The sequence below is a fragment of the Burkholderia sp. AU45251 genome, assembly GCF_030482905.1.
Lineage (GTDB): Bacteria > Pseudomonadota > Gammaproteobacteria > Burkholderiales > Burkholderiaceae > Burkholderia > Burkholderia aenigmatica.
Genome location: NZ_JAUJQH010000005.1, coordinates 229422 through 249114 on the forward strand (window position 1 = coordinate 229422; position 19693 = coordinate 249114).

The 19693-nt window shown below is 68.6% G+C and carries 16 protein-coding genes; 9 read left to right on the top strand and 7 right to left on the bottom strand.

The window, feature by feature from the left end:
* The first annotated feature begins 3 nt into the window (after window positions 1-3).
* Window positions 4-2748, top strand: coding sequence for an Hsp70 family protein (locus QZM67_RS14470; RefSeq protein WP_301804130.1), 2745 nt, complete (start codon window positions 4-6; stop codon window positions 2746-2748).
* 33 nt (window positions 2749-2781) lie between these two features.
* Here the strand turns inward: QZM67_RS14470 and QZM67_RS14475 are convergent, their stop codons facing one another.
* On the bottom strand, window positions 2782-3402 hold the full coding sequence (locus tag QZM67_RS14475) for a TetR/AcrR family transcriptional regulator (RefSeq protein ID WP_175025796.1): 621 nt from the start codon (window positions 3400-3402) through the stop codon (window positions 2782-2784).
* Between the two features lie 241 nt (window positions 3403-3643).
* Between QZM67_RS14475 and QZM67_RS14480 the strand changes: the two genes are divergently transcribed.
* The 5 genes from QZM67_RS14480 (at window position 3644) to QZM67_RS14500 (ending at window position 10333) form a co-directional block, all read left to right on the top strand.
* Window positions 3644-5824: a beta-glucosidase gene (locus QZM67_RS14480; RefSeq protein WP_301804131.1), complete on the top strand. Its 2181-nt coding sequence runs from the start codon at window positions 3644-3646 to the stop codon at window positions 5822-5824.
* Window positions 5825-5872: 48 nt separating this feature from the next.
* The gene (locus tag QZM67_RS14485; RefSeq protein WP_301804133.1) at window positions 5873-7120 is read left to right on the top strand and encodes an MFS transporter; all 1248 of its coding nucleotides are present in this window, start codon (window positions 5873-5875) and stop codon (window positions 7118-7120) included.
* Between the two features lie 21 nt (window positions 7121-7141).
* The gene (locus QZM67_RS14490; RefSeq protein ID WP_301804136.1) at window positions 7142-8620 is read left to right on the top strand and encodes a sulfatase-like hydrolase/transferase; all 1479 of its coding nucleotides are present in this window, start codon (window positions 7142-7144) and stop codon (window positions 8618-8620) included.
* 182 nt (window positions 8621-8802) lie between these two features.
* Window positions 8803-9861: a porin gene (locus QZM67_RS14495; RefSeq protein ID WP_301804139.1), complete on the top strand. Its 1059-nt coding sequence runs from the start codon at window positions 8803-8805 to the stop codon at window positions 9859-9861.
* Window positions 9862-9940: 79 nt separating this feature from the next.
* Window positions 9941-10333 carry a BON domain-containing protein gene (locus QZM67_RS14500; RefSeq protein WP_301804141.1) on the top strand — a complete coding sequence of 131 codons (393 nt, stop codon included), beginning with the start codon at window positions 9941-9943 and terminating at the stop codon, window positions 10331-10333.
* A 45-nt stretch (window positions 10334-10378) separates the two neighbouring features.
* Here QZM67_RS14500 and ctlX read toward each other — a convergent pair whose 3' ends face one another.
* Window positions 10379-11386, bottom strand: coding sequence for a citrulline utilization hydrolase CtlX (gene ctlX / locus QZM67_RS14505; protein ID WP_301804144.1), 1008 nt, complete (start codon window positions 11384-11386; stop codon window positions 10379-10381).
* Window positions 11387-11445: 59 nt separating this feature from the next.
* Window positions 11446-12525, bottom strand: a complete 1080-nt coding sequence (locus tag QZM67_RS14510; RefSeq protein ID WP_175025791.1) for an ornithine cyclodeaminase — start codon at window positions 12523-12525, stop codon at window positions 11446-11448.
* A gap of 293 nt (window positions 12526-12818) precedes the next feature.
* Between QZM67_RS14510 and QZM67_RS14515 the strand changes: the two genes are divergently transcribed.
* Both QZM67_RS14515 and QZM67_RS14520 read left to right on the top strand, forming a co-directional pair.
* Window positions 12819-13250, top strand: coding sequence for an Lrp/AsnC family transcriptional regulator (locus tag QZM67_RS14515; protein ID WP_006479718.1), 432 nt, complete (start codon window positions 12819-12821; stop codon window positions 13248-13250).
* A gap of 579 nt (window positions 13251-13829) precedes the next feature.
* Entirely contained in the window at window positions 13830-14372 is a 543-nt protein-coding gene (locus QZM67_RS14520; RefSeq protein ID WP_301804297.1) for an isoprenylcysteine carboxylmethyltransferase family protein, read from the top strand.
* Between the two features lie 114 nt (window positions 14373-14486).
* On the opposite strand, the gene QZM67_RS14525 is transcribed toward QZM67_RS14520, so the two are convergent.
* Genes QZM67_RS14525 through QZM67_RS14540 form a run of 4 tightly spaced genes read right to left on the bottom strand, consistent with a single transcriptional unit; the run spans window position 14487 to window position 18104 of the window.
* Window positions 14487-15080, bottom strand: a complete 594-nt coding sequence (locus QZM67_RS14525) for a peroxidase-related enzyme (RefSeq protein WP_175025789.1) — start codon at window positions 15078-15080, stop codon at window positions 14487-14489.
* Window positions 15077-15607 carry a CMD domain-containing protein gene (locus tag QZM67_RS14530; RefSeq protein WP_301804146.1) on the bottom strand — a complete coding sequence of 177 codons (531 nt, stop codon included), beginning with the start codon at window positions 15605-15607 and terminating at the stop codon, window positions 15077-15079. The genes QZM67_RS14525 and QZM67_RS14530 overlap by 4 nt, the downstream gene beginning before the upstream one ends.
* Before the next feature lie 44 nt (window positions 15608-15651).
* Complete coding sequence (locus QZM67_RS14535) at window positions 15652-17085, bottom strand: NAD(P)-binding domain-containing protein (RefSeq protein ID WP_301804147.1); 1434 nt, start codon at window positions 17083-17085, stop codon at window positions 15652-15654.
* Entirely contained in the window at window positions 17082-18104 is a 1023-nt protein-coding gene (locus tag QZM67_RS14540) for a LysR family transcriptional regulator (RefSeq protein ID WP_301804149.1), read from the bottom strand. Before QZM67_RS14540 ends, QZM67_RS14535 begins: the two co-directional genes overlap by 4 nt.
* Before the next feature lie 355 nt (window positions 18105-18459).
* On the opposite strand from QZM67_RS14540, the gene QZM67_RS14545 reads away from it, so the two are divergent.
* Window positions 18460-19653 (top strand): ABC transporter substrate-binding protein, encoded by a 1194-nt coding sequence (locus QZM67_RS14545; protein ID WP_301804151.1) that lies wholly within the window; start codon window positions 18460-18462, stop codon window positions 19651-19653.
* The last annotated feature ends 40 nt before the right edge of the window (window positions 19654-19693 follow it).

The window sequence follows — 19693 nt, forward strand, 5'->3', positions numbered from 1 at the left end:
GCGATGAAGCGCTATACGGTCGGGATCGACCTCGGTACCAGCAATACGGTCGTCGCGTACGTCGAGGCCGGTTCCGACGCGATCCGCGTGTTCGACGTCGAGCAGCTGGTCGGCCCCGGCGCGGTGGCCGCGCAGCCGCTGCTGCCGTCGGTGCGCTATCACCCGGCGGCGGGCGAGCTGCCGCCGGAGACGCTGCGGCTGCCGTGGGCCGCCCACGCGAAAGCGAACGCGGCCGGTGCGACGCCGGCCGTGATCGGCCGCTACGCGCGCACGCTCGGCGCGCAGGTGCCGGGCCGGCTCGTCACGAGCGCGAAGAGCTGGCTGTCGCACGCGTCGGTCGACCGGCTCGCGGCGATCCTGCCGTGGGGCGCGGCCGACGGCGTCGACAAGGTGTCGCCGGTCGATGCCAGCGCGAGCTATCTCGCACACGTGCGCGACGCGTGGGACGCACGTTTTCCCGATGCGCCGCTCGCGAAGCAGGACGTGATCCTGACGGTGCCCGCGTCGTTCGACGACGGCGCGCGCGCACTGACGGTCGAGGCCGCGCGACGCGCGAAGCTGCCCGCGCTGCGGCTGCTGGAAGAGCCGCAGGCCGCGTTCTACGACTGGCTGTACGGCCAGCGCGAGACGTTGCGCGACACGTTTGCCGCCGCGCGGCGCGTGCTGATCTGCGACGTCGGCGGCGGCACGACCGACCTCACGCTCGTCGATGTCGCGCCGGGCGACGATGGCGAGCCGACCTTCACGCGCGTCGGCGTCGGCAATCACCTGATGCTCGGCGGCGACAACATGGACCTCGCGCTCGCGCGGCTGGTCGAGTCGCGGCTGACCGAGCCCGGCACGCGGCTGTCCGCCGCGAGCCTGTCGCAGCTCGTCGAGCGTTGCCGTGCGGCGAAGGAGCGGCTGCTCGGCGACGATGCCCCCGAATCCGTCAACGTAACGCTGCTCGGCGCGGGCAGCAAGCTCGTCGGCGGCGCGCGTTCGGCCGAGCTGACACGGCAGGAAGTCGAGCAGATCGTCGTCGAAGGTTTCTTTCCGCGGGTCGAAGCCGGCGAACTGCCGCGCCGTGCGCGCGCCGCGATCGTTGAATTCGGGCTGCCGTATGCGAGCGACGCGGCCGTGACGCGCCACGTCGCCGCGTTCCTGAATCGTCATGAGGAAGGCCCGCTGCCCGACACGCTGCTGCTCAACGGCGGCGTGTTCCGCGCGGGTGCGCTCGCCGGCCGTCTCGCGCAGACGCTCGGCGCGTGGCGCGGCGCGCCGCTCGACGTGCTGCACAACGCGCATCCGGATGTGGCGGTCGCGCGCGGCGCGGTGGCCTATGGGCTCGCGCGTGCGGGGCATGCGCCGCGCATCGGCGGCGGGTCCGCGCGCAGCTATTTCCTCGTACTCGACGATGGCGCCGCAGACGCGGCCGCACGCGGCGTCTGCCTGCTGCCGCACGGCACGGAAGAGGGCCACGAGATCCGGCTCGACGATCGGACGTTCGCGCTGCAACTCGGGCAGCCGGTGCGTTTCCACCTCGTGTCGACGGTGGCCGAGACGGCGTACCGGCCCGGCGATCTCGTCGATCTCGACGGCGGCGATTTCGTGCGGCTGCCGCCGATTGCGACGGTCGTCGACGCAAAAGCGGGCGGCGATGCGCGCGAAACGCCGGTGAAGCTCACCGCGACGCTGACCGAGGTCGGCACGCTCGAAATGCACTGCATCGCGACCGACGATGCGGCGCGCCGCTGGCGGCTCGAATTCCAGTTGCGTGGCGATGCGCCCGCGCAGGGTGATGACGCTGCACTCGCGCGGCATCCGCGGCTTGACCAGGCAATCGAACTGATCGAGCGCTCGTTCGGTAGCAAGGCCGCCGGCGTCACGCCGAAAGACACGCGCCGGCTGCGCGCGCAGCTCGAACAGGTGCTCGGTGCGCGCGAAGACTGGGACGTCGCGCTCGCGCGCGAATTGTTCGACGCGTTGCTCGCGCGCGCACGGCGGCGGCGGCGCTCGGCCGATCACGAACGTGCGTGGCTGAATCTTGCCGGCTATTGCCTGCGTCCGGGCTTCGGCCATCCGCTCGATGCGTGGCGGATCGAGCAACTGTGGCCGCTGTTCGACGACGGGATTCAATACGTGACCGACGGGCAGGTGTGGTCGGAGTGGTGGACGCTGTGGCGGCGCGTGGCCGGCGGCCTCGACGACGATGCGCAGACACAGGTGCGCGACGCAATCGCGTTCCTCGAACCGACCGATGACAAGCGGCGCAAGCTGCCGTTCGATCCGGGCAAGGTCGGGCCGGCCGACATGACGCGGTTGTCCGCGTCGCTTGAGCGGCTGCCGGTCGAGCGCAAGGTCGAGCTGGCTGAGCGGCTGATCGCGCAGTTGCAGAAGCCGGGCGAGCGTGCGCTGTGTGCGTGGGCGCTCGGGCGCATCGGCGCGCGGCGGCCGTTCTACGGGAGCGCGCACAGTGTCGTGCCGGCGGAAGCTGCGAAGGGTTGGCTCGATGCGCTGTTCACGCTCGACTGGAAGCAGGTCGAACCCGCAGCGTTCGCGGCCGCACAGATTGCGCGGATGACCGGGGACCGTTCGCGCGACCTGCCGGACGACACACGCGAGGCCGTGATCAAGCGCCTGTCGGCCGCGAATGCGTCGATGGCGTGGATCGACATGGTGCGCGAAGCGATCGCGTTCGACGAAGCCGACACGGTGCGCGTGTTCGGCGAAACGCTGCCGGCGGGGTTGAAGCTGCTGGCCGGGTGAGCCTGCCAGCGGACGGCGGCGGCGCGCGCGGGCTCAGCGGAAGATGAAGGCGACGACGCTCTCGCAGTGCGCGTCGATCGCCTTTTCATCGAGTGCGTCGATGCCGTGCGCATAGCGCATTTCGGCCGTCAGCAGATAGGGCACCTGCGCGATGGCCGTGATCATGTACAGCAACTGGACCGGCTCGATCGACGCGAGCCCCCGGGTCGTTTCGCTGACGTAGCGGATCAGCGGGACCGAGCGGTCGTGGCGCGGCCGCACGAACGTTTCGGCCATCCATTTCAGCCGCTCCGAATCGCGATTCGCTTCCTGCATCATCAGCCGCGCGTGTTCGGGGTGCGCCGCGCAATAGCGCACGTAGTTGCGGATGTACTGCTTGACGGCATCCATCGAAAACGTGTCCGACGCCGGGTCCGGCAACGCGACGCCGTCCATGAACCGGTCGAACAGCTGCGTCACGCTGGCGCGCCACAGGTTCTCCTTGTTGCCGAAGTAGTAGCGGATCATCGCGTGATTCACGCCAGCCGCATCGGCGATGTCCCGCACGCTGACCGCATCGAAACCGCGCGTCGAGAACTGCTCGAGCGCGATGCCCAGAATCTCCGAGCGGGTTTGCTCGCTGCGTTCCTGTTGTGCCTGACGGGCAATCTGCATGTTTCCTTTCCTCGATCGAACCCGTCGATTGTGCCGTCCGGCCGCATCGGCCGCAACGGGCCGTGTTCCCGCACTTCATTCGGCGTCGATACGGTGTCTCCGGCGCGTACCGGGGTCCGGGAAAACCCCGCGCCGCTTTTCATGGCGATCGCTTGACAGCGCAGGTCATTCCAAAAAATAATTATCCACTCGGATAATTATTGGATGTCCGCGATTTTGCGGAGACGATCGAAGCCACGCCATGTCGATACCCACCAGCCTGTCTCACGAACGCATCGCGTCGCCCGACGCCGGTCTCACGGAGCCGCACGGCGCGCCCGACGCGTCAGCCTGCCCCGACGCGCGTGCGCGGGAGACCGAAGCCCGGATGACCGACGACGAGCGCTTTTCGCTGCTCTACAGCCTGATGATCCGGGTGTTCGGCCGCAGCGGCCGCGAGCCGCGCGTGCCGGCCGATCTGCCGGTGATCGCGGGCTACGTGCCGGGCGTGCCGCGGCTCGGCGTGCCGGCGCTGAAGCTCGCCGACGCGAGCCTCGGCCTGCGGCACACCGAAACGCCGGGCGAGCGCGCGACCGCGTTCCCGGCCGGCCTCGCGCTCGGCGCGACCTTCAACCCGGCGCTGGCGCGCCGCATGGGCGAGGCGGTCGGCCGCGAAGCGCGCGCGCGCGGCTTCAACGTCGCGCTCGGCGGCGGCATCAACCTGGTGCGCGACGTCCGCAACGGCCGCAACTTCGAGTACGTGTCGGAGGACCCGCTGCTGTCCGGCCGGATCGGCGCGAACGTCGTCGACGGCACGCAGCGCGAGGGTGTGATTGCGCTGCTCAAGCACGTGTCGCTCAATGCGACCGAGACCAACAAGTTCTTCCTGAACGCCGTCATCGATCCCGACGCGCATCGCGAGAGCGATCTGCTCGCGTTCCAGCTCGCGATCGAGGGCGGCCGGCCCGGCGCGCTGATGGCGGCCTACAACCTTGTGAACGGCGAATACGCGAGCGGCAACCGGGCGTTGCTGCAGGACGTCGTCAAGGACGCGATGGCATTCCGGGGCTGGATCATGTCCGACTGGCGCGCGGTGTACGGCTGGGAGTTCGCGCTCGCGGGCCTCGATCAGCACTCGGGCGCGCAGCTCGACGAGGCCGAATGGTTCAACGAGCCGCTGCGGCGCGCGTACGACGCCGGCAAGGTGCCGCGCGAGCGCATCGCCGAGATGGTCCGGCGCATCCTGCGTTCGTGCTACGCGATCGGGATCGATCGCGAACGGGCGCCGGAGCCGGTCGATTTCGACGCGCATGGCGCGGTTGCGCTGCAGATCGCGCGCGAAGGCATCGTGCTGCTGAAGAACGAGCGCGTACTGCCGCTCGCGCCCGAGCGCCGGCGGATCGCCGTGATCGGCGGTTTCGCGCAGGCGGGCGTGGTATCCGGGTCCGGCTCCAGCCAGGTCATGCCGGCCGGCGGCTACGCCGCGGTGGTGCCGATGCGCAGCCATCCGCTGCTCGGTCCGACCGCGCTCTGCATCGGCGGCGCCTCGCCGCTGGGCGCGCTGCGCGCCATGCTGCCGGACGCGGTCATCGAGTTCGACAGCGGCGCGCACGTCGCCGACGCCGTCGCGCTCGCGCGCCGCGCCGACGTCGTGATCGTCCACGCGATCCGTCACGAAGGCGAGCGCTTCGACTGTCCCGACATGTCGCTGCCGTTCGGGCAGGATGCGCTGATCGAAGCGCTGGCGGGCGCGAACCGGAACGTCGTCGTCGTGCTGCAGACGGGCAACCCGGTCGCGATGCCGTGGGCCGGCGACGTGGCCGCGATCGTGCAGGCGTGGTATCCGGGGCAGGCGGGCGCACAGGCGCTGGCCGAGATCCTGACCGGCCGCGTCAATCCGTCGGGGCGCCTGCCCGTCACGTTCCCGGCGGACATCGCGCATACGCCGCATCCGGCTTTGCCGGGCGCGGACGTCGAGCTCGGCACGCCGATCGACGTGCATTACCACGAGGGTGCGGAGGTCGGCTATCGCTGGTTCGCGAAGACGGGCGAGCCGCCGCGCTTCGGTTTCGGCTTCGGGCTCGGCTACACGACGTTCGCGTACGACGATCTGCGGCTGACGGGCGGCGACACCGTGCGGGCCCATTTCCGCGTGACGAACGTCGGCGCGCGCGACGGGGACGACGTGCCGCAGATCTACCTGACCCATGCCTGCGGCATGGGCCGCATGCGCCTGCTTGGTTTCGAGCGCGTGACGTTGCGCGCGGGCGAATCGGCGGAACTGGCGATGACGGTCGATCCGCGGCTGCTTGCGCGGTTCGACGGCCGCATCGGGCAGTGGCGCATCGACGACGGCACGTATCGCGTCGTGCTCGCCCGGGCGGCCACCGATCCGGTGCTGGTCGGCGACGTGCGGCTCGACGCGCGTGCGTTCGGCCGCTGAAGCGCGGCACCACGGCGGCGCGCGCACATCACAGTGAACGGAGACGAGATGGACGATTGCATGGCCGCGGCGAGCGGCAAACGGAGCAGCAGGTACCTCGGCGTGACGCTGACGATCGCGTTCGTCGGCATCTGGCTTGCGCTGCTGCCGTATCCGATGGTGATCCTGCCGATGATGGCCGAGCGCATCGCGCCGGCCGACAAGGCGAGCGTGCTGGCGCACGCGCTCGGCATCGGCGCGATCGCCGGGCTCGTCGCGCAGCCGGTGTTCGGCGTGCTGAGCGACCATACGCGCAGCCGCTGGGGGATGCGCAAGCCGTGGATCCTGGGCGGGATGGTGGCCGGCATCGCGGCGATGGCCGTGATCGTCGGTGCGCGCACGCCGTGGCAGCTCGCGCTCGGCTGGGCGCTGACGGCGCTCGCGTTCAATGCGACGCTGAGCGGCCTGAACGCGGTGATTCCCGATCAGGTGCCGCGCGAAAAGCTCGGCTTCTATTCGTCGATCGTCGGCTTCACGCCGCCCGTCGGCATCCTGGTCGGCATGTGGATCACGCGCCGCTTCGCGCCGGATCTCGTCACCGTCGCGTGGGTGCAGGGCGCGCTCGTCGCGGCGACCGTGCTCGGCTTCGTCGTGTTCGCGGACGACCGGCGGCTCGCGGCGGGGCGCGTGACCCGGCCCGACTGGCGGATGCTGGTGTCGAGTTTCTGGACCAACCCGGTGCGCCATCCGGATTTCGGGTTCGCGTGGCTGTCGCGCGCGCTGGTGCTGTTCGGCGTGACGAGCCTGCAGACCTATCTGCTGTTCTTCCTGCGGGACCGGCTCGGACTCTCGCAGCAGGATGCGCCGCACGCGATGTTCGTCAGCCTGCTCGTCGCGACCGCGACGATGACGCTCAGCGCGCTTGCGTTCGGCCGGTTGTCCGACCGGTTGCGGCGCCGCAAGCCGTTCGTGATCGGCGCGGGCGTGGGGCTCGCGCTCGGCCTGCCGACGTTGCTGGCCTGCGATTCGTTTGCGCAGTTCATCGCGGTGGTGGCCTGGATCGGCATTGCGCAGGGCGCGTATCTGTCGGTCGACCTCGCCCTCGTGACCGAAGTCCTGCCGGATCGCGATGCCGCCGCAAAGGACATGGGCGTCTTCCACCTGGCCAACGTCGTGCCGCAGATCATCCTGCCGCTGTGCACGCCGTGGCTGACCGCGAGCGGCGGCGCGATCCGCTACGACGCGCTGTTCGTGGCGGCCGGCGTCGTGACCGCACTCGGTGCGCTCGCGATCGCGTTCGTGAAATCCGTTCGATAACTTCCTGACGATCCTCTCATCATGCAACCCCGTCCGAATTTCATCATCTTCGTCGCCGATCAATTGCGGGCCGACTGCGTACACGCGATCGAGCCGGACACGATCGTGCAGACGCCGAACCTCGACCGGCTCGCGGCCGACGGCGTCGCCTTCGTCAACGCGTTCGGGCAGCACAGCGTGTGCTCGCCGTCGCGCGTGTCGTTTCTGTCCGGCTGGTATCCGCACGTCGCCGGGCACCGCACGCTCGAATATCTGCTCGGCCCCGACGAACCGAGCTTTCTGCGCGTGTTCAAGGACAACGGCTATCACGTCGCGATGGCGGGCGGCCGCGGCGATTCGTTCGCGGCGGGCGCGACCGAGCTGTCGATGCACGAGCACGGTTTCCTGCCCGAGGAAACGCGCAGCAGCGCGGCCGAATTCCTGCGCAGCAAGGCGGCGGGCGACCCGTCGGACCCGATGACGCGCGCGTTCTATCGCGGCGAGCGGACGGCCGACGCGGCCGCGGTCGAGTACGACGAAGTCGTCGTGCGCACGGCCGAACGCTGGCTTGAGAATCCGCCGCAGGGGCCGTGGGTGCTCTATGTGCCGCTGTTCGCGCCGCATCCGCCGTTCGAGGTCGAGGCGCCGTGGTTCTCGATGGTCGATCGCGATGCGGTGCCGCCGCCGCTCGCCGCGCACGGCGCGCAGCCGGCGTTCGTCGACGCGCTCGCGCGCGCGCACGGCTGGGACCGGCTGACCGGGCGCCAGTGGCGGGAGCTGCGCGCCGTGTACTACGGGATGGTGTCCCGTCTCGATCATCACGTCGGCCGCGTGATGGACGCCGCGCAGCGGGTGGCCGAGCCGGGCAGCCTGGTGACGACGTTCTTCTCGGATCACGGCGAATATCTCGGCGATTTCGGGCTCGCGGAGAAGTGGCCGTCGGGCGTCAATGAATGCCTGCTGCGCATTCCGCTGATCGTGTCGGGTGCGGGCGGCGCGGGCGGTGTACGAGGCGAGCGCTCGGATGCGATGGTCGAGATGATCGACGTGTTCCCGACGCTGCTCCAGCTGGCCGGGCTGCAGGCGCCGCATGCGCACTTCGGCAAAAGCTTTGCGCGGTGCCTGACGGAATCCGGCGCGGCGCATCGCGAGTACGCGTTCAGCGAAGGCGGTTTTCGGGTCGATGAGGCCGAGTATTTCGAGCGGGCGGCGTTTCCGTACGACGTCAAGGCGGCCCTTCAGAAAGCGCAGCCGGAATCGGTGGGCAAGGCGGCGGTCGTGCGCACGCACGACTGGACTTACGTGTGGCGTTTGTATGAAAGCCCCGAACTCTATCGTCGCGGCGACGATCCGCACGAAATGAACAATCTCGCCGGCGCGCCCGAGCACGCGGCGATCGAGGCGGCGCTCGCCGCTCGCCTGCTGCGCTGGATGGTGGAGACGGCCGACGTGCTGCCGTCGGCCAAGGGCGTGCGGTTTCCGGTCGTGAATCTGCCGCGTCCCGGCGACGTGCGCGAATAGTCGCCTGCCTCCGGTTCGCTCGCGAGGCGAACCGGATCGGCGAATCCGGCAAGCCGGGCATCGCGACGCGGCGATGCATGCCGGGCGATACGTCGCGGAGTGCTCGACGACGTGTCGCGATCCGGTTCGATACGGCTCGAACCGGATCAATCAATCAGTAGTGCAAATATAACGGAGGAGACGTGAAGAAAGCTGCAATGATCGGTGTCGCGATGACGATCGCCGGCGGGGCACACGCGCAGTCCAGCGTGATGTTGTTCGGCACCATCGGCGCCGGGGTACGGTGGGTCGACGGCGTGAAGGGCGGGCATCAGATCGGTTTCGACAACAACACGGTGTCCGGAAACTACTTCGGCATACGCGGCACCGAGGATCTCGGCGGCGGGCTGAAGGCCGTATTCGTGTTGCAGAGTGCGTTTTCTTCGGGCAATGGCGCGCTGGTGTCGAGCAGCACCTTCTTTACCAAGAACGCATACGTCGGGCTGTCGGGCGGCTTCGGGCGCCTGACGCTCGGGCGCCAGTTGAACGCGGCCGAGGACGTCGGCGTCACGCTCGACCCGAATTCCGCGCAGGGCCCGTCGCTGGCGGCCGTGCCGGGCATCGTCTGGGGCGGCAACTTCTTCACGCTCGATGCGCGTTTCAACAATACGATTAAGTATGTCGGCCGGTTCGGCGGCTTCACGCTGCGCGGCAGCTATTCGCCGGGCGGCGTCGCGGGCAGTTCGCGCGCGAACATGAACTACGCGCTCGCCGCGAGCTATCAGTATCAGACGCTCGTGTTCGCGACCGCGTTTCAGCGGACCTACAACGCATCGGCGTCGCAGTGGGCGCAATCGACGATCAACGGCGCGACCTGGCAGATCGGGCCGGCGCGTGCCTACCTCAGCTACAGCACGCTCGCGGTGAGTGCAGCCTCCGCCGGCGGCCCCGAGCGGCGCGACCGGATTCCGTCGCTGGGGCTCGTCTATCAGATCACGCCGTTCCTCCAGTTCACCGGCGCCGGCTACTACGACTTCGCCAGCAACCTGAAGAACGTGTCCGGCGCCGACGGCCGCAAGCTGACCACCTACGCGATGCTCGAATATTTCCTGTCGAAGCGCACGGAGCTCTATCTGGAGTTCGACCGCAACGGCTTTTCGGGCGCGTACAAGCGCGACCCGACCAACGTGTCCGGGCTGAGCCTGACGCCCGACGGGCGAACGGTGACCGGCGTGTCGATCGGCATGATCACGCAGTTCTGACGGGGCGCTCGACGCGGGGCGGCCGTCGCGTCGCCCGCGCCGAAGCGTCCATTGATTCACTTCCATTCAGGAGCGCGCAATGAGCGTTCGTCGTATTCCCGTTCGCCGCACGATTGCGGCACTGGCCGGTATGTTCGTGATGGCCGCCGCGGCGGCGCAGACGCCTGCCGATGACGCAGGCGCGTCGATCGCGGCGCCGGTGTCGCCGCCGGATGCCGCGACGGCCGGAAAGGCAACGAAGGCGGCCAAGGCCGCCGACCGCCAGTTGATGAAGCGCGTCGCACGCGTGCTGAGCCGGGTGGCCGGGCTCGATTCGAGCCGGATGCTCGTGCGCGCGCGCGACGGCGCCGTGACGTTGTCCGGGACCGTGCGGGACAACGTCCAGGTGTCGCTCGCGGTGGCGGCCGCGCAGGCGGTGCCGGGCGTGCGCGTGGTGTACAACCGGTTGCGGCTCAGCACCCAGCGCGGCTGACGCACGCGGACCGGCGCTGCCGGGCATGGCGGCCGTGCGGGTCGTTCAGCCCGGCAGCGCCGGTTCGTATCGCGGTTCGCCCGGCGTGATGTCGTGTGCGTCGCGCGCGCCCGCGCCCGCGCGCCGCGCGAGATGAATCCCCGCCAGCATGCAGCGCACCGATCCACCGGCCAGTTCGATCGTCGGCACGTCGAGCGGCAGCAGGCGTGCGGAACGCTCGATCGTCGCGCGCTGCACCGGCGTGAGGCAGTCGTACGCGCGCCGCGACAGCGCGAGTACACGCCCCTCCTTGCCGGACAATTCCAGCGTATTACCTGCGAAATTCGCGATCTGCGACGCATCGAGCGCGATCACCGTGCGCCCCGTTTCGGCCAGCCGTTGTGCGATCTCGTCGCGACGGCGGCTGTCGGCGATGAGGTCGAGGCCGACCATCGCGAACTCGGTCGCGACGCTCATCATCACGTTCGTGTGATAGATCGGCCGCCCGTCGGCGTCGGCCGTATCGAAGCAGATCGGTTCGAAATTGAAGTTCGTGCAGAAGCGTTCGAGCGCGACCGGATCGGCGCGGCGCGAACGCGCGGTGTACGCGATCCGCGCGACGTGGTCGAGCACCATCGCACCCGTGCCTTCGAGGAACACGTCGTCGTATTCGAGCCCGGAATAATCGATCACGTCCTGCACGCGATACTCGGTCTTCAGCATCTCGACGATATCGGCGCGCCGTTCACGACGCCGGTTCGCGCTGAACATCGGATACAGCGCAACGTGGCCGCCCGGATGCGTCGAGAACCAGTTGTTCGGGAACACGGAATCGGGCGTGTCGCGTTCGCCGTGATCGTCGAACACGTGCACGCGCACGCCGGCGTCGGCGAGCGTCTGCGCGGCGGCCGTGACTTCGTCGCGCGCGGCGGCGGACACGGATGCCGCGCCGTGCGTGCCGTCGGCGGCCGTGCGCTGGAACGCGTTGTCGGCCGCGGTCTGCGGGTTCGGCAGGAAGCGGTGCGGCCGGATCATCACGACGGCGGCCGGCGCCTGGATCGATACGAGATTCATGGAAGGCAAGGACGAAAGGCTGGAAACCGGGCGGCGTGCGTGCCGCCCGGGCATCGCGGTCAGCGCGCGAACGCGGCGACGGCTTCGGTGACGTACGCCGCGTGACCCTGCGCGATCGCGGCCGGGTCGTCGATCAGTGCGAACAGGTTCTTCGGGTCGACGGCCGGCGGAATCAGCGCGATCTCGACGCCCGCGTTGTGCTGCTGCGCGAGCGCATACAGGTAGCGCAGCGCCGAGTAGTCTTCGAGCGCGAAGCCGACCGAGTCGAACACCGTGACTTCGTCCGCGCGTTCGCGGCCGGTCGTCTCGCCCTGCAGCACGCGCCACAGCTCGGTGACGGGGAAGTCGGCCGGCATCTGCTGGATCTCGCCCTCGATGCGCGATTGCGGCTCGAATTCGACGAACACGCGGCCCGCATGCAGCACGCCCGCTTCGAGTTCGGTCTTGCCCGGGCAATCGCCGCCCACGGCGTTCAGGTGCATGCCGGGCTCTATCATGTCGGCCGTGACGATCGTCGCGTACGCCTTGTCGGCGGTGACGGTCGTCACGATGTCGGCGCCGCGCACGGCGTCGGCGGTCGACGCGGCGCGCACGACGCGCAGCGCCGGGTACGCGGCGAGGTTCTGCACGAGCTTGTCGGTCGCGCGCGGATCGACGTCGAACACGCGGATTTCGTCGATGCCGAGCAGCGTGTGGAACGCGATCGCCTGGAATTCGCTCTGCGCGCCGTTGCCGATCAGCGCCATCGTGCGCGAGTCGGGACGTGCGAGCGCCTGCGCGGCGAGCACCGACGTGGCGGCCGTGCGCAGCGCGGTGGTCAGCGTGAGTTCGGCAAGCAGCAGCGGGTAGCCGGTATCGACTTCGGCGAGCGCGCCGAATGCCATCACCGTGTGCATGCCGCGCGCGGCGTTGACGGGGTGGCCGTTCACGTACTTGAACGCGAACAGCGATGCGTTCGCGACAGGCATCAGCTCGATCACGCCGTCGCGCGAGTGGCACGCGACGCGCGGCGATTTGTCGAAGTCGGCCCAGTGCAGGTAATCGGCGCGCAGCGTGTCGACGAGCTCGCGGAGGAACGTCGTGACGCCGGTCCTAGCGATCAGTCGGGCGGTGGCGGGAACGTCGAGGAAGCGGGTCATGCGTTTGTCTCCAGTATTCTCAGTGCCGGTACGGGTGTCCCTGGCGTTCTGGTCGACCGGGCGGTGCTTCGGCTCGGGCCGCCTGGAAAGCGGCGGCACGGCCGGTTTGGCCGGTCGATAACGTCATTATTTCCGTGAGTCGAGCCAACAAAAAGACGGCAAAAGTGGCAGATTTATCGATAGACTTGCCAAAATGCTGGCCCGATCCGGCAATTTGACTAAGTCACGGTGGCCAGAATGCACAGCCTCCGGCACGCTGGCGGCCGGTTCACGCTCAACAGGAAAGCCCGCTCATGATCACGCTCGACGACGTCGACCGGCAGCTCATCGCACTGCTGCGCGACAACGCGCGACTGCCCGTCGTCGCGCTGGCGAAGGAATTGCGCGTCGCGCGCGCGACCGTGCAGAACCGGCTGACGCGGCTGGAGAAAAACGGCGTGATCGTCGGCTATACGGTGCGGCTCAAGCCGGCGGCGGAACGGCACCGGATCCGCGCGCTGATGTCGATCGCCGTGCAGGGCAATCGCGGCGCGGAAGTGGTGAAGGTGCTGCGCGGGCATCCGAACGTCGCGTCGATCCACAGCACGAACGGGCGCTGGGATCTCGTCGCCGAGCTGCATGCCGATTCGCTCGAGCACTTCGATCGCGTGCTCGGCGCGATCCGGCTGATCGACGGGATCGCCAATACCGAGACGAGCATTCTGCTGTCGACGCACAAGGCGTGACGAGGGGCGGGGCCGCGTGGGTCCGGTTGCTGCCGGGAGGCTCGATCGTGGATGGATCGGCCGCGTCGCAGCGGCGAAGCAAAGGAACCCGCGCGAAATGTGCTGCGTCGCACCCTTGTCCGGTTGCCACGTCGACTACGCAACGGATGGCCTGCATCCGGACCCATTTCCCCGGGGGGACAAGCCAATCGTTGGCCGGGCGGTGGAGCGGATTTCGTCCGCGTGCAGACCGATACGCACCACGAACGGGTGGGCGGACGGGCGCACCTCCTCGCTTCTGCATCGCCATTCGACCGATGCACTCGGGAATTACACCAATCAACGTCGGAAAGTCAAAACTTTGGCACTCGCCAATGGGGCGGGCATGCTAGCCTGAAGCGGCAATATAAAAAAGCCCTCAATAAATGACAAATCAATAACATGAAACAGGCGATAGAAGATGCAGGGGGGCGGGGAGCGTGCTCGCAAAGTACGCCAACAGTGCACGCCGCAGCTGCGGGAAGGGAATCGGAGCCGATCAGTCTGATCGAGCTTGGCGCTCGCGTGTCGTCGGTGACGGTGCTGGGCGTGTTTGCTTATATGCTCTTTCTGCAGTGGCGACTGGATACGAGCCGGATCACGCTGATCCTGCTGTTGGTCTCCTCCGTTCTGACCGTTGGCTTGTCGGCGTTTGCGAACTTGCCGAGGCGGCGCGACTGGCATCCCGTCGCGGTGTTTTTTTCGCTTGGCGGTTCGTTCTATTGCCTCGCCTATCAGCTGACCGCCAGTACGCAACTGATTCCGGAGTGGGCCGGGGGCACCTGGCAAATTGCCGGGATCGCATTGCAATTGTTCGCCAAGCTGTCGTTGGGGCGCTCGTTCGGTCTGCTGCCGGCGAATCGGGGCGTCGTCTCGACCGGTGCGTACCGCTTCGTGCGTCACCCGATCTACGCCGGTTATCTGCTGTCTGAAATCGGTTTCCTGCTCGCCAACTTCAGTACCCGAAACCTGGTCACGATCAGTGTCTGGATGGTGTTGCAGATCGGGAGAATCATGCTGGAGGAGCGCCTGTTGTCGGACGACGCGGATTATCGTGCGTACCGGGCCCGGGTTCGGTACCGGCTGATTCCGGGCGTGTTCTGACGGACATGCCGAACGCCCGCCATGCCTGATCGTGGATGAGCGCCATGAGCGTGGGGCCGGCGCAGCGTCGTGCGCCGGTTTCCGTCGAATCGGGTGGCGAATCGCGCGGCAGGGTCAGGCGTGGGCCGCCGGCTCCGGAAATACCGGCTCGCCCAGCGTCAGCATCAACCGGTTTGCCCACGCGAAGATCGCGACCGCGTGCGACAGGTCGAGAATCTCCTCATGTGTCAGCCCTTCGGCTTCCAGCGCGGCGATATCGCGCGCGTCGACCGTATCGGGCCGCTCCGTCAGCGCGATCGCGTAACGGATGATCGCGCGCTCGCGCGCCGTCGTGCCGGCCGTCGCCGGATCGTCGAACACCTGCTCGATCGCGTCGGTGCGTTTCGCGAGTTGTGCGAAGCGCTGCGCATGCACGGAAGCGCAATACACGCAGCCGTTCACGCGCGACACGGCCGTGCTGGCCAGTTCGCGCTCCGCGCGCGACAACCCGCCGGGGCCGTACATGATCGCGTTGAACACGCCCGAGCGTTGCCGCAGGATCTCGGGAAGATGGACGAGCAGCAGGTAATAGTCGGACGTCTTCGCGTGCGGGTGGCTCGCTTCGAGCACGGCAAGCTGGTCGGGCGTCGCGGCATCGAGCGAAACGGTGTCGAGCCAGGCACGCCAGCCGAGCGTGTCGGACGTGAAGCCGTGGGTGGTCGTCGTCATGCGGCCTCCGTGGCGGCACGTGCCTGAAGCGCTTGCGCGGCAACGGCGACACGCAACTGATACGCGACGAATGCCACGAGCTGCGACAGCGCGACGATCGCGGGCGTCGTGAGTCCGGCCGACGTCAGCGCGTCGAGATCGGACGGGCGCGCATCGACAGGGGCGAGCGTCAGCAGTCGTGCATGCGCAAGGATCGCGCCGATGCGTCGAGGCAGCAGGTCAAACGCATCGGCGTCCGCGCGTGCGATATCGTCGAGCGTGCTGCCTGCGTCGACCAGTCGTGCGCGATAGGCGTCTGCCAGCACGCGTGCGTTCGATTTTTCCGCGACATAGCGTGCGGCATGCAATCGTTCGATTAACGAAAGATCCGGCAGCGCGGGATCGAACAGCGCAGCTTCGCTCAGCCGCGTATGCAGCAGCACCTTGTCGCGCGCGCGGCGTAGCGCAGCGACCGCGTCGCCGTCGCGCAGGCCGGCGATCGCGTCGATCGTGTCCGGCGCATCGGCCGGCGTGATGGATTCAGTCATCGTTTCGGGTCCCTTCGTCGTCAATGTGATCGATGGATGCGCGCTTACGCATCGGCGTCGCGCCATTCGTCGCCTTGCAGTTCCGCATTGGCATACGCGACGAGCGCGTCGTAGTGGCGGTCGCGGTCGGCGTCGAACAGCCGGCTCGCGATGCCGCGCGCAAGCCGCTGCGCGCCCGCACTGATGGCCGGGATATCGCCGGACAGCTTGCCGTGGCTCAGGCTCGCCGCATGGTTGAAGCAGTGGATCCGCGTGATGGCCGCGCACGTGCCGGGCTCGCGCTCCTGGAACGCGAACGCGGGGCCGAGATCGGGCGACTCGGCGAGCTCGTCGAGCCACGTGCCCGGTTCCGCTCGATAGCGATCCTTCCAGCGCCGCACCTGCGCGCCGAACGACGCGAATTCCGCGCGGGTCGTCCAGTCCGAATGAAAGCCGGTCGCGAAGATCAGGAAGTCGACGGTGTAACGCCCGCGCGGTGTCGTCACATCGAGGCCGTCCGCGTGTTCGGCGAGCGTCTCGATCGGGCTGCCCGCATGAAAATGCGCGTGTGCGTGGCGCGACACGCGCAGCACGCTGTCGCGCGGCGGCGGCGTCTGCGATGTCAGCGCGTAGTGCATGAAGCGCCACTTCGTCGCGTCGTCGAGATCTGCGTAGCCGTGCACGAGGCCCGGGCTGCCGATGCCCGTCAGCTTGTTGATGCGCGGAATGTCCGCGCGGCGGAAGAACAGGTCGACGCGCGCGGCACCGGCTTCGAGCGCGGTGCCCGCATTGTCGAACGCGGATGCGCCCGCGCCGACCACGCCGATGCGCTTGCCCGCGAGCGCCGCGAAGTCGATCGGCTCGGACGAATGGGCCCAGCGCGTGCGCGGCGCACGTTGCGCGACGGGCGGGACATACGGGCCGCCGAGCCCGTCGCGGCCGGTCGCGAGTACCACGTGCCGCGCGAGCAGCGTCTGCGCTTCGCCGTTGCCGCGCACATCGAGCGCGAGCAGGCCGTCGTCGCGCGGACGTAGCGCGACGAGCGTGGTGTCGTTGCGCACCTGCAGGTCGAGCACGCGCCGGTACCAGCGCAGGTAGTCCATCCATTGCGTGCGCGGAATCTTGTAGAGCGCGTCCCATGCGTCGCGGCCGTATTGCGCTTCGAACCAGGCGCGGAACGTCAGCGCGGGCAGGCCGAGCGCGGGGCCCGCGAGTTGCTTCGGCGAGCGCAGCGTGTCCATCCGCGCGAACGTGACCCACGGGCCTTCGTAGCCGGCCGGCGCGCGGTCGATCACGCATTGGTTGTCGATGCCGAGCAGGCGCAGTTCGGCGGAAGCGGCGAGCCCGGCCATGCCGCCGCCGACGATCGCGACGTCGAGCACGCGTGTGCCGTCCACTTCGCGCGGCGGCACCCACGACGGCGCAGGCAGGTCGAGCCAGCGCAGGTCTTGCGCGAGACGGGCTTCGAGTGCGTGGAGGGCGTCGAGTGGCGTCGTCATGCGGCCTCCGGGCGTGTGCGGCGCGACCGTGTCGTGCGTGTCGTGCGTGTCGTACGTGGCGGGCGCTCGGTGCGCAGCCGGTCGCCGCGCAGCAGCGCGTCGTGCGCGGCGGCTTCGTGAAAGGTCACGTCTTCGAGCAGTGCGCGCGTCGTGCGGTGCAGCGTGTCGAGCAGCGCATCGATGGCCGCCGTACGCGCCTTGCCGGCCGGCGTCGCGACGCCGAACGCGAACGGGATGTCGACGTCGAGCGGGCGTGCGACGACACCGTCCACCGGCAGCGCGACGCCCGTCGCCGGATCGACGATGCCGATCCCGATGCCTGCGCGTGCGGCCATGACCGCGTTCAACGACGCATTGGTTTCGATGAACACGCGTGCGTCGACTCGTGCGGCCGCGAATGCCGCGTCGATCCGCTGACGCAGCCGGTGCCGGTTCGCGACCGTCACGATGCGGCGGCGCGCGAGATCGCGCAGCGCGATGCGAGGCTGCGCCGCGAGCGGGTCGCCGGCGGGCAGCACGGCGACGCACGGCGTCTGCGCGATCCAGTGCACGTCGAGCCCCGCATGCGCCATCGGCAGCGTGACGACGCCGACATCGGCCGTGCCGGCCAGCACCTCGTGCACGACATGCTCGGCCGATTCGCTGCGCAACTGATAGTGCGGCGCCTGCGCGCCGTCGGGCAATGCGGCGAGCGCGGCCGGCACGAGCGTGGCCGCAAGCGAAGGCGTCGCCGCGATGCGGACGGGTTCGGCGGTTGCATCGCCGAGCGCCCGTGCGCGCGCCTCGATCGCACGCAGGCCGACCAGCGAGCGTTCGACTTCCTCATAGAGCAGGAACGCGCGCCGTGTCGGCGTGACGCGCGGGCCGTGCCGGTCGAACAGCGCGTAGCCGAGATCGGCTTCGAGCTCCTGGATCTGCCGCGTGACGGCCGGCTGCGAGCGGCCGAGCAGCTCGCCCGCGCCGGTCACGCTGCCGGCCGACATGACCGCGGAAAAGGCTTCGAGTTGATGCAGCTCCATGACGCGTTCCGATGATGCGATTTGCGCATTGTAGGAGGGCGAGCATGCGCGATTCATATAATGATTTTTGCTATCGACAGCGTGAAAACTTCGAAGCGCCCGATCGTCGCGATGGCCGGTTGTGCGTGCGTCCGCGTGGGTGGCGGCAGGTGACGCGAACGAAACGCCAATCGAATCAAAGCGATGCGTTGTGTGCGGATACATCGCGCGGTGCAGCACGTGCGGGTGGCCGTTCGCGACTCTCACCCGCTTCGCGCCGCGCACGATATCGATATGCGCAAAACTTCGTTGGATCGTCCTGAACCGGATGGTTACATGCCCTCACTCTTTTCGACTGACTGAAGCTGGGGGACGCATGAACGTTTCGAGGAACGACGCACGCGGCGCATGGCGGCGCGTGTTGGGCACGGTGGCGGCGCTCGCTGCCGCATGGGGCTTGTCGACGGGCGGCGCGCTCGCGGCGGGCGTGTCGGGCGAGCCGGTGGTGATCGGCGTGAGCGGGCCGTTCACGGGCCAGGATGCGCAGTACGGCGAACAATGGAAGCGCGGCTTCGATCTCGCACTCGACGAGATCAACGGCAGCGGCGGCATTCACGGCCGGCCGCTCGCGGTCGACTTCCAGGACAGCCGCAGCGACCCGCGCCAGGCGGTGGCGATCGCACAGAAGTTCGTCGCCGATCCGCGCATCGCGATCGAACTCGGCGACTTCTCCAGCGCGACGTCGATGGCCGCGTCGCCGATCTACCAGCGCGGGCAACTGATCCAGTTCGGCTTCACGAACTCGCATCCGGACTTCACGAAGGGCGGCGACTATCTGTGGAGCACCGCGCTGAGCCAGGCCGAGGAGCAGCCGCTGCTCGCACGCTACGCGGTGAAGGAACTCGGCTTCAAGCGGATCGCGGTGCTGTACCTGAACACGGACTGGGGCCGCACCAGCAAGGACATCTTCGCGAAGGCGGTGGCCGGGCTCGGCGCGCAGGTCGTCGCGGCCGAAGGTTATCAGCCGACGGAGAAGGATTTCCGTTCGACGCTCGTGCGGATCGGCGCATCGAAGCCCGATTCGATCGTGCTGATCTCGTACTACGCGGACGGCGCGCAGATCGTGCGGCAGGCGCGCACGTCGGGCGTCACGCTGCCGATCGCGGCGGTCGGCTCGGTGTACTCGCCGAAATTCCTCGAGCTGGGCGGCGCGGCCGTCGATGGCGTCTATACCGAATCGAATTTCTTCCCGGCCGAGCCGCGCCCCGAGGTGCAGGCGTTCGTGCAGCGCTATCGCGCGAAATTCCATGCCGATCCCGATTCGTTCGTCGCGCGGGCGTACGACGCGCTGATCCTGTCGGCCGAGGTGCTGCGCCGCTACGGCACGACGCGCCAGGCCGCGCACGACGGTTTCGCGAAAATCAGCGACGTGCCGAGCGTGATCTTCGGCAGGGTGCGCTTCGATCCGCAGACGCGTCGCGTCGCGGGCGCGCGCACCGTGTATCTGGTCGTGAAGCAGGGGCAGTGGGCGCTGTGGGATGGCGCGAAACCGCAGCTCGCCGCGCGTTGAACCCGGCCCTGAACAGCATGCACGTAACGGACGCATCGTG

What these genes read in the sequence shown, in the direction of transcription:
- QZM67_RS14530 (WP_301804146.1), bottom strand. Translation starts at nt 15,607, where the DNA reads ATGACTGAATCCATCACGCCGGCCGATGCGCCGGACACGATCGACGCG.
- QZM67_RS14525 (WP_175025789.1), bottom strand. Translation starts at nt 15,080, where the DNA reads ATGACGACGACCACCCACGGCTTCACGTCCGACACGCTCGGCTGGCGT.
- QZM67_RS14535 (WP_301804147.1), bottom strand. Translation starts at nt 17,085, where the DNA reads ATGACGACGCCACTCGACGCCCTCCACGCACTCGAAGCCCGTCTCGCG.
- QZM67_RS14475 (WP_175025796.1), bottom strand. Translation starts at nt 3,402, where the DNA reads ATGCAGATTGCCCGTCAGGCACAACAGGAACGCAGCGAGCAAACCCGC.
- QZM67_RS14540 (WP_301804149.1), bottom strand. Translation starts at nt 18,104, where the DNA reads ATGGAGCTGCATCAACTCGAAGCCTTTTCCGCGGTCATGTCGGCCGGC.
- QZM67_RS14520 (WP_301804297.1), top strand. Translation starts at nt 13,830, where the DNA reads ATGCTCTTTCTGCAGTGGCGACTGGATACGAGCCGGATCACGCTGATC.
- QZM67_RS14515 (WP_006479718.1), top strand. Translation starts at nt 12,819, where the DNA reads ATGATCACGCTCGACGACGTCGACCGGCAGCTCATCGCACTGCTGCGC.
- QZM67_RS14480 (WP_301804131.1), top strand. Translation starts at nt 3,644, where the DNA reads ATGTCGATACCCACCAGCCTGTCTCACGAACGCATCGCGTCGCCCGAC.
- QZM67_RS14545 (WP_301804151.1), top strand. Translation starts at nt 18,460, where the DNA reads ATGAACGTTTCGAGGAACGACGCACGCGGCGCATGGCGGCGCGTGTTG.
- QZM67_RS14500 (WP_301804141.1), top strand. Translation starts at nt 9,941, where the DNA reads ATGAGCGTTCGTCGTATTCCCGTTCGCCGCACGATTGCGGCACTGGCC.
- QZM67_RS14470 (WP_301804130.1), top strand. Translation starts at nt 4, where the DNA reads ATGAAGCGCTATACGGTCGGGATCGACCTCGGTACCAGCAATACGGTC.
- ctlX (WP_301804144.1), bottom strand. Translation starts at nt 11,386, where the DNA reads ATGAATCTCGTATCGATCCAGGCGCCGGCCGCCGTCGTGATGATCCGG.
- QZM67_RS14485 (WP_301804133.1), top strand. Translation starts at nt 5,873, where the DNA reads ATGGACGATTGCATGGCCGCGGCGAGCGGCAAACGGAGCAGCAGGTAC.
- QZM67_RS14490 (WP_301804136.1), top strand. Translation starts at nt 7,142, where the DNA reads ATGCAACCCCGTCCGAATTTCATCATCTTCGTCGCCGATCAATTGCGG.
- QZM67_RS14510 (WP_175025791.1), bottom strand. Translation starts at nt 12,525, where the DNA reads ATGACCCGCTTCCTCGACGTTCCCGCCACCGCCCGACTGATCGCTAGG.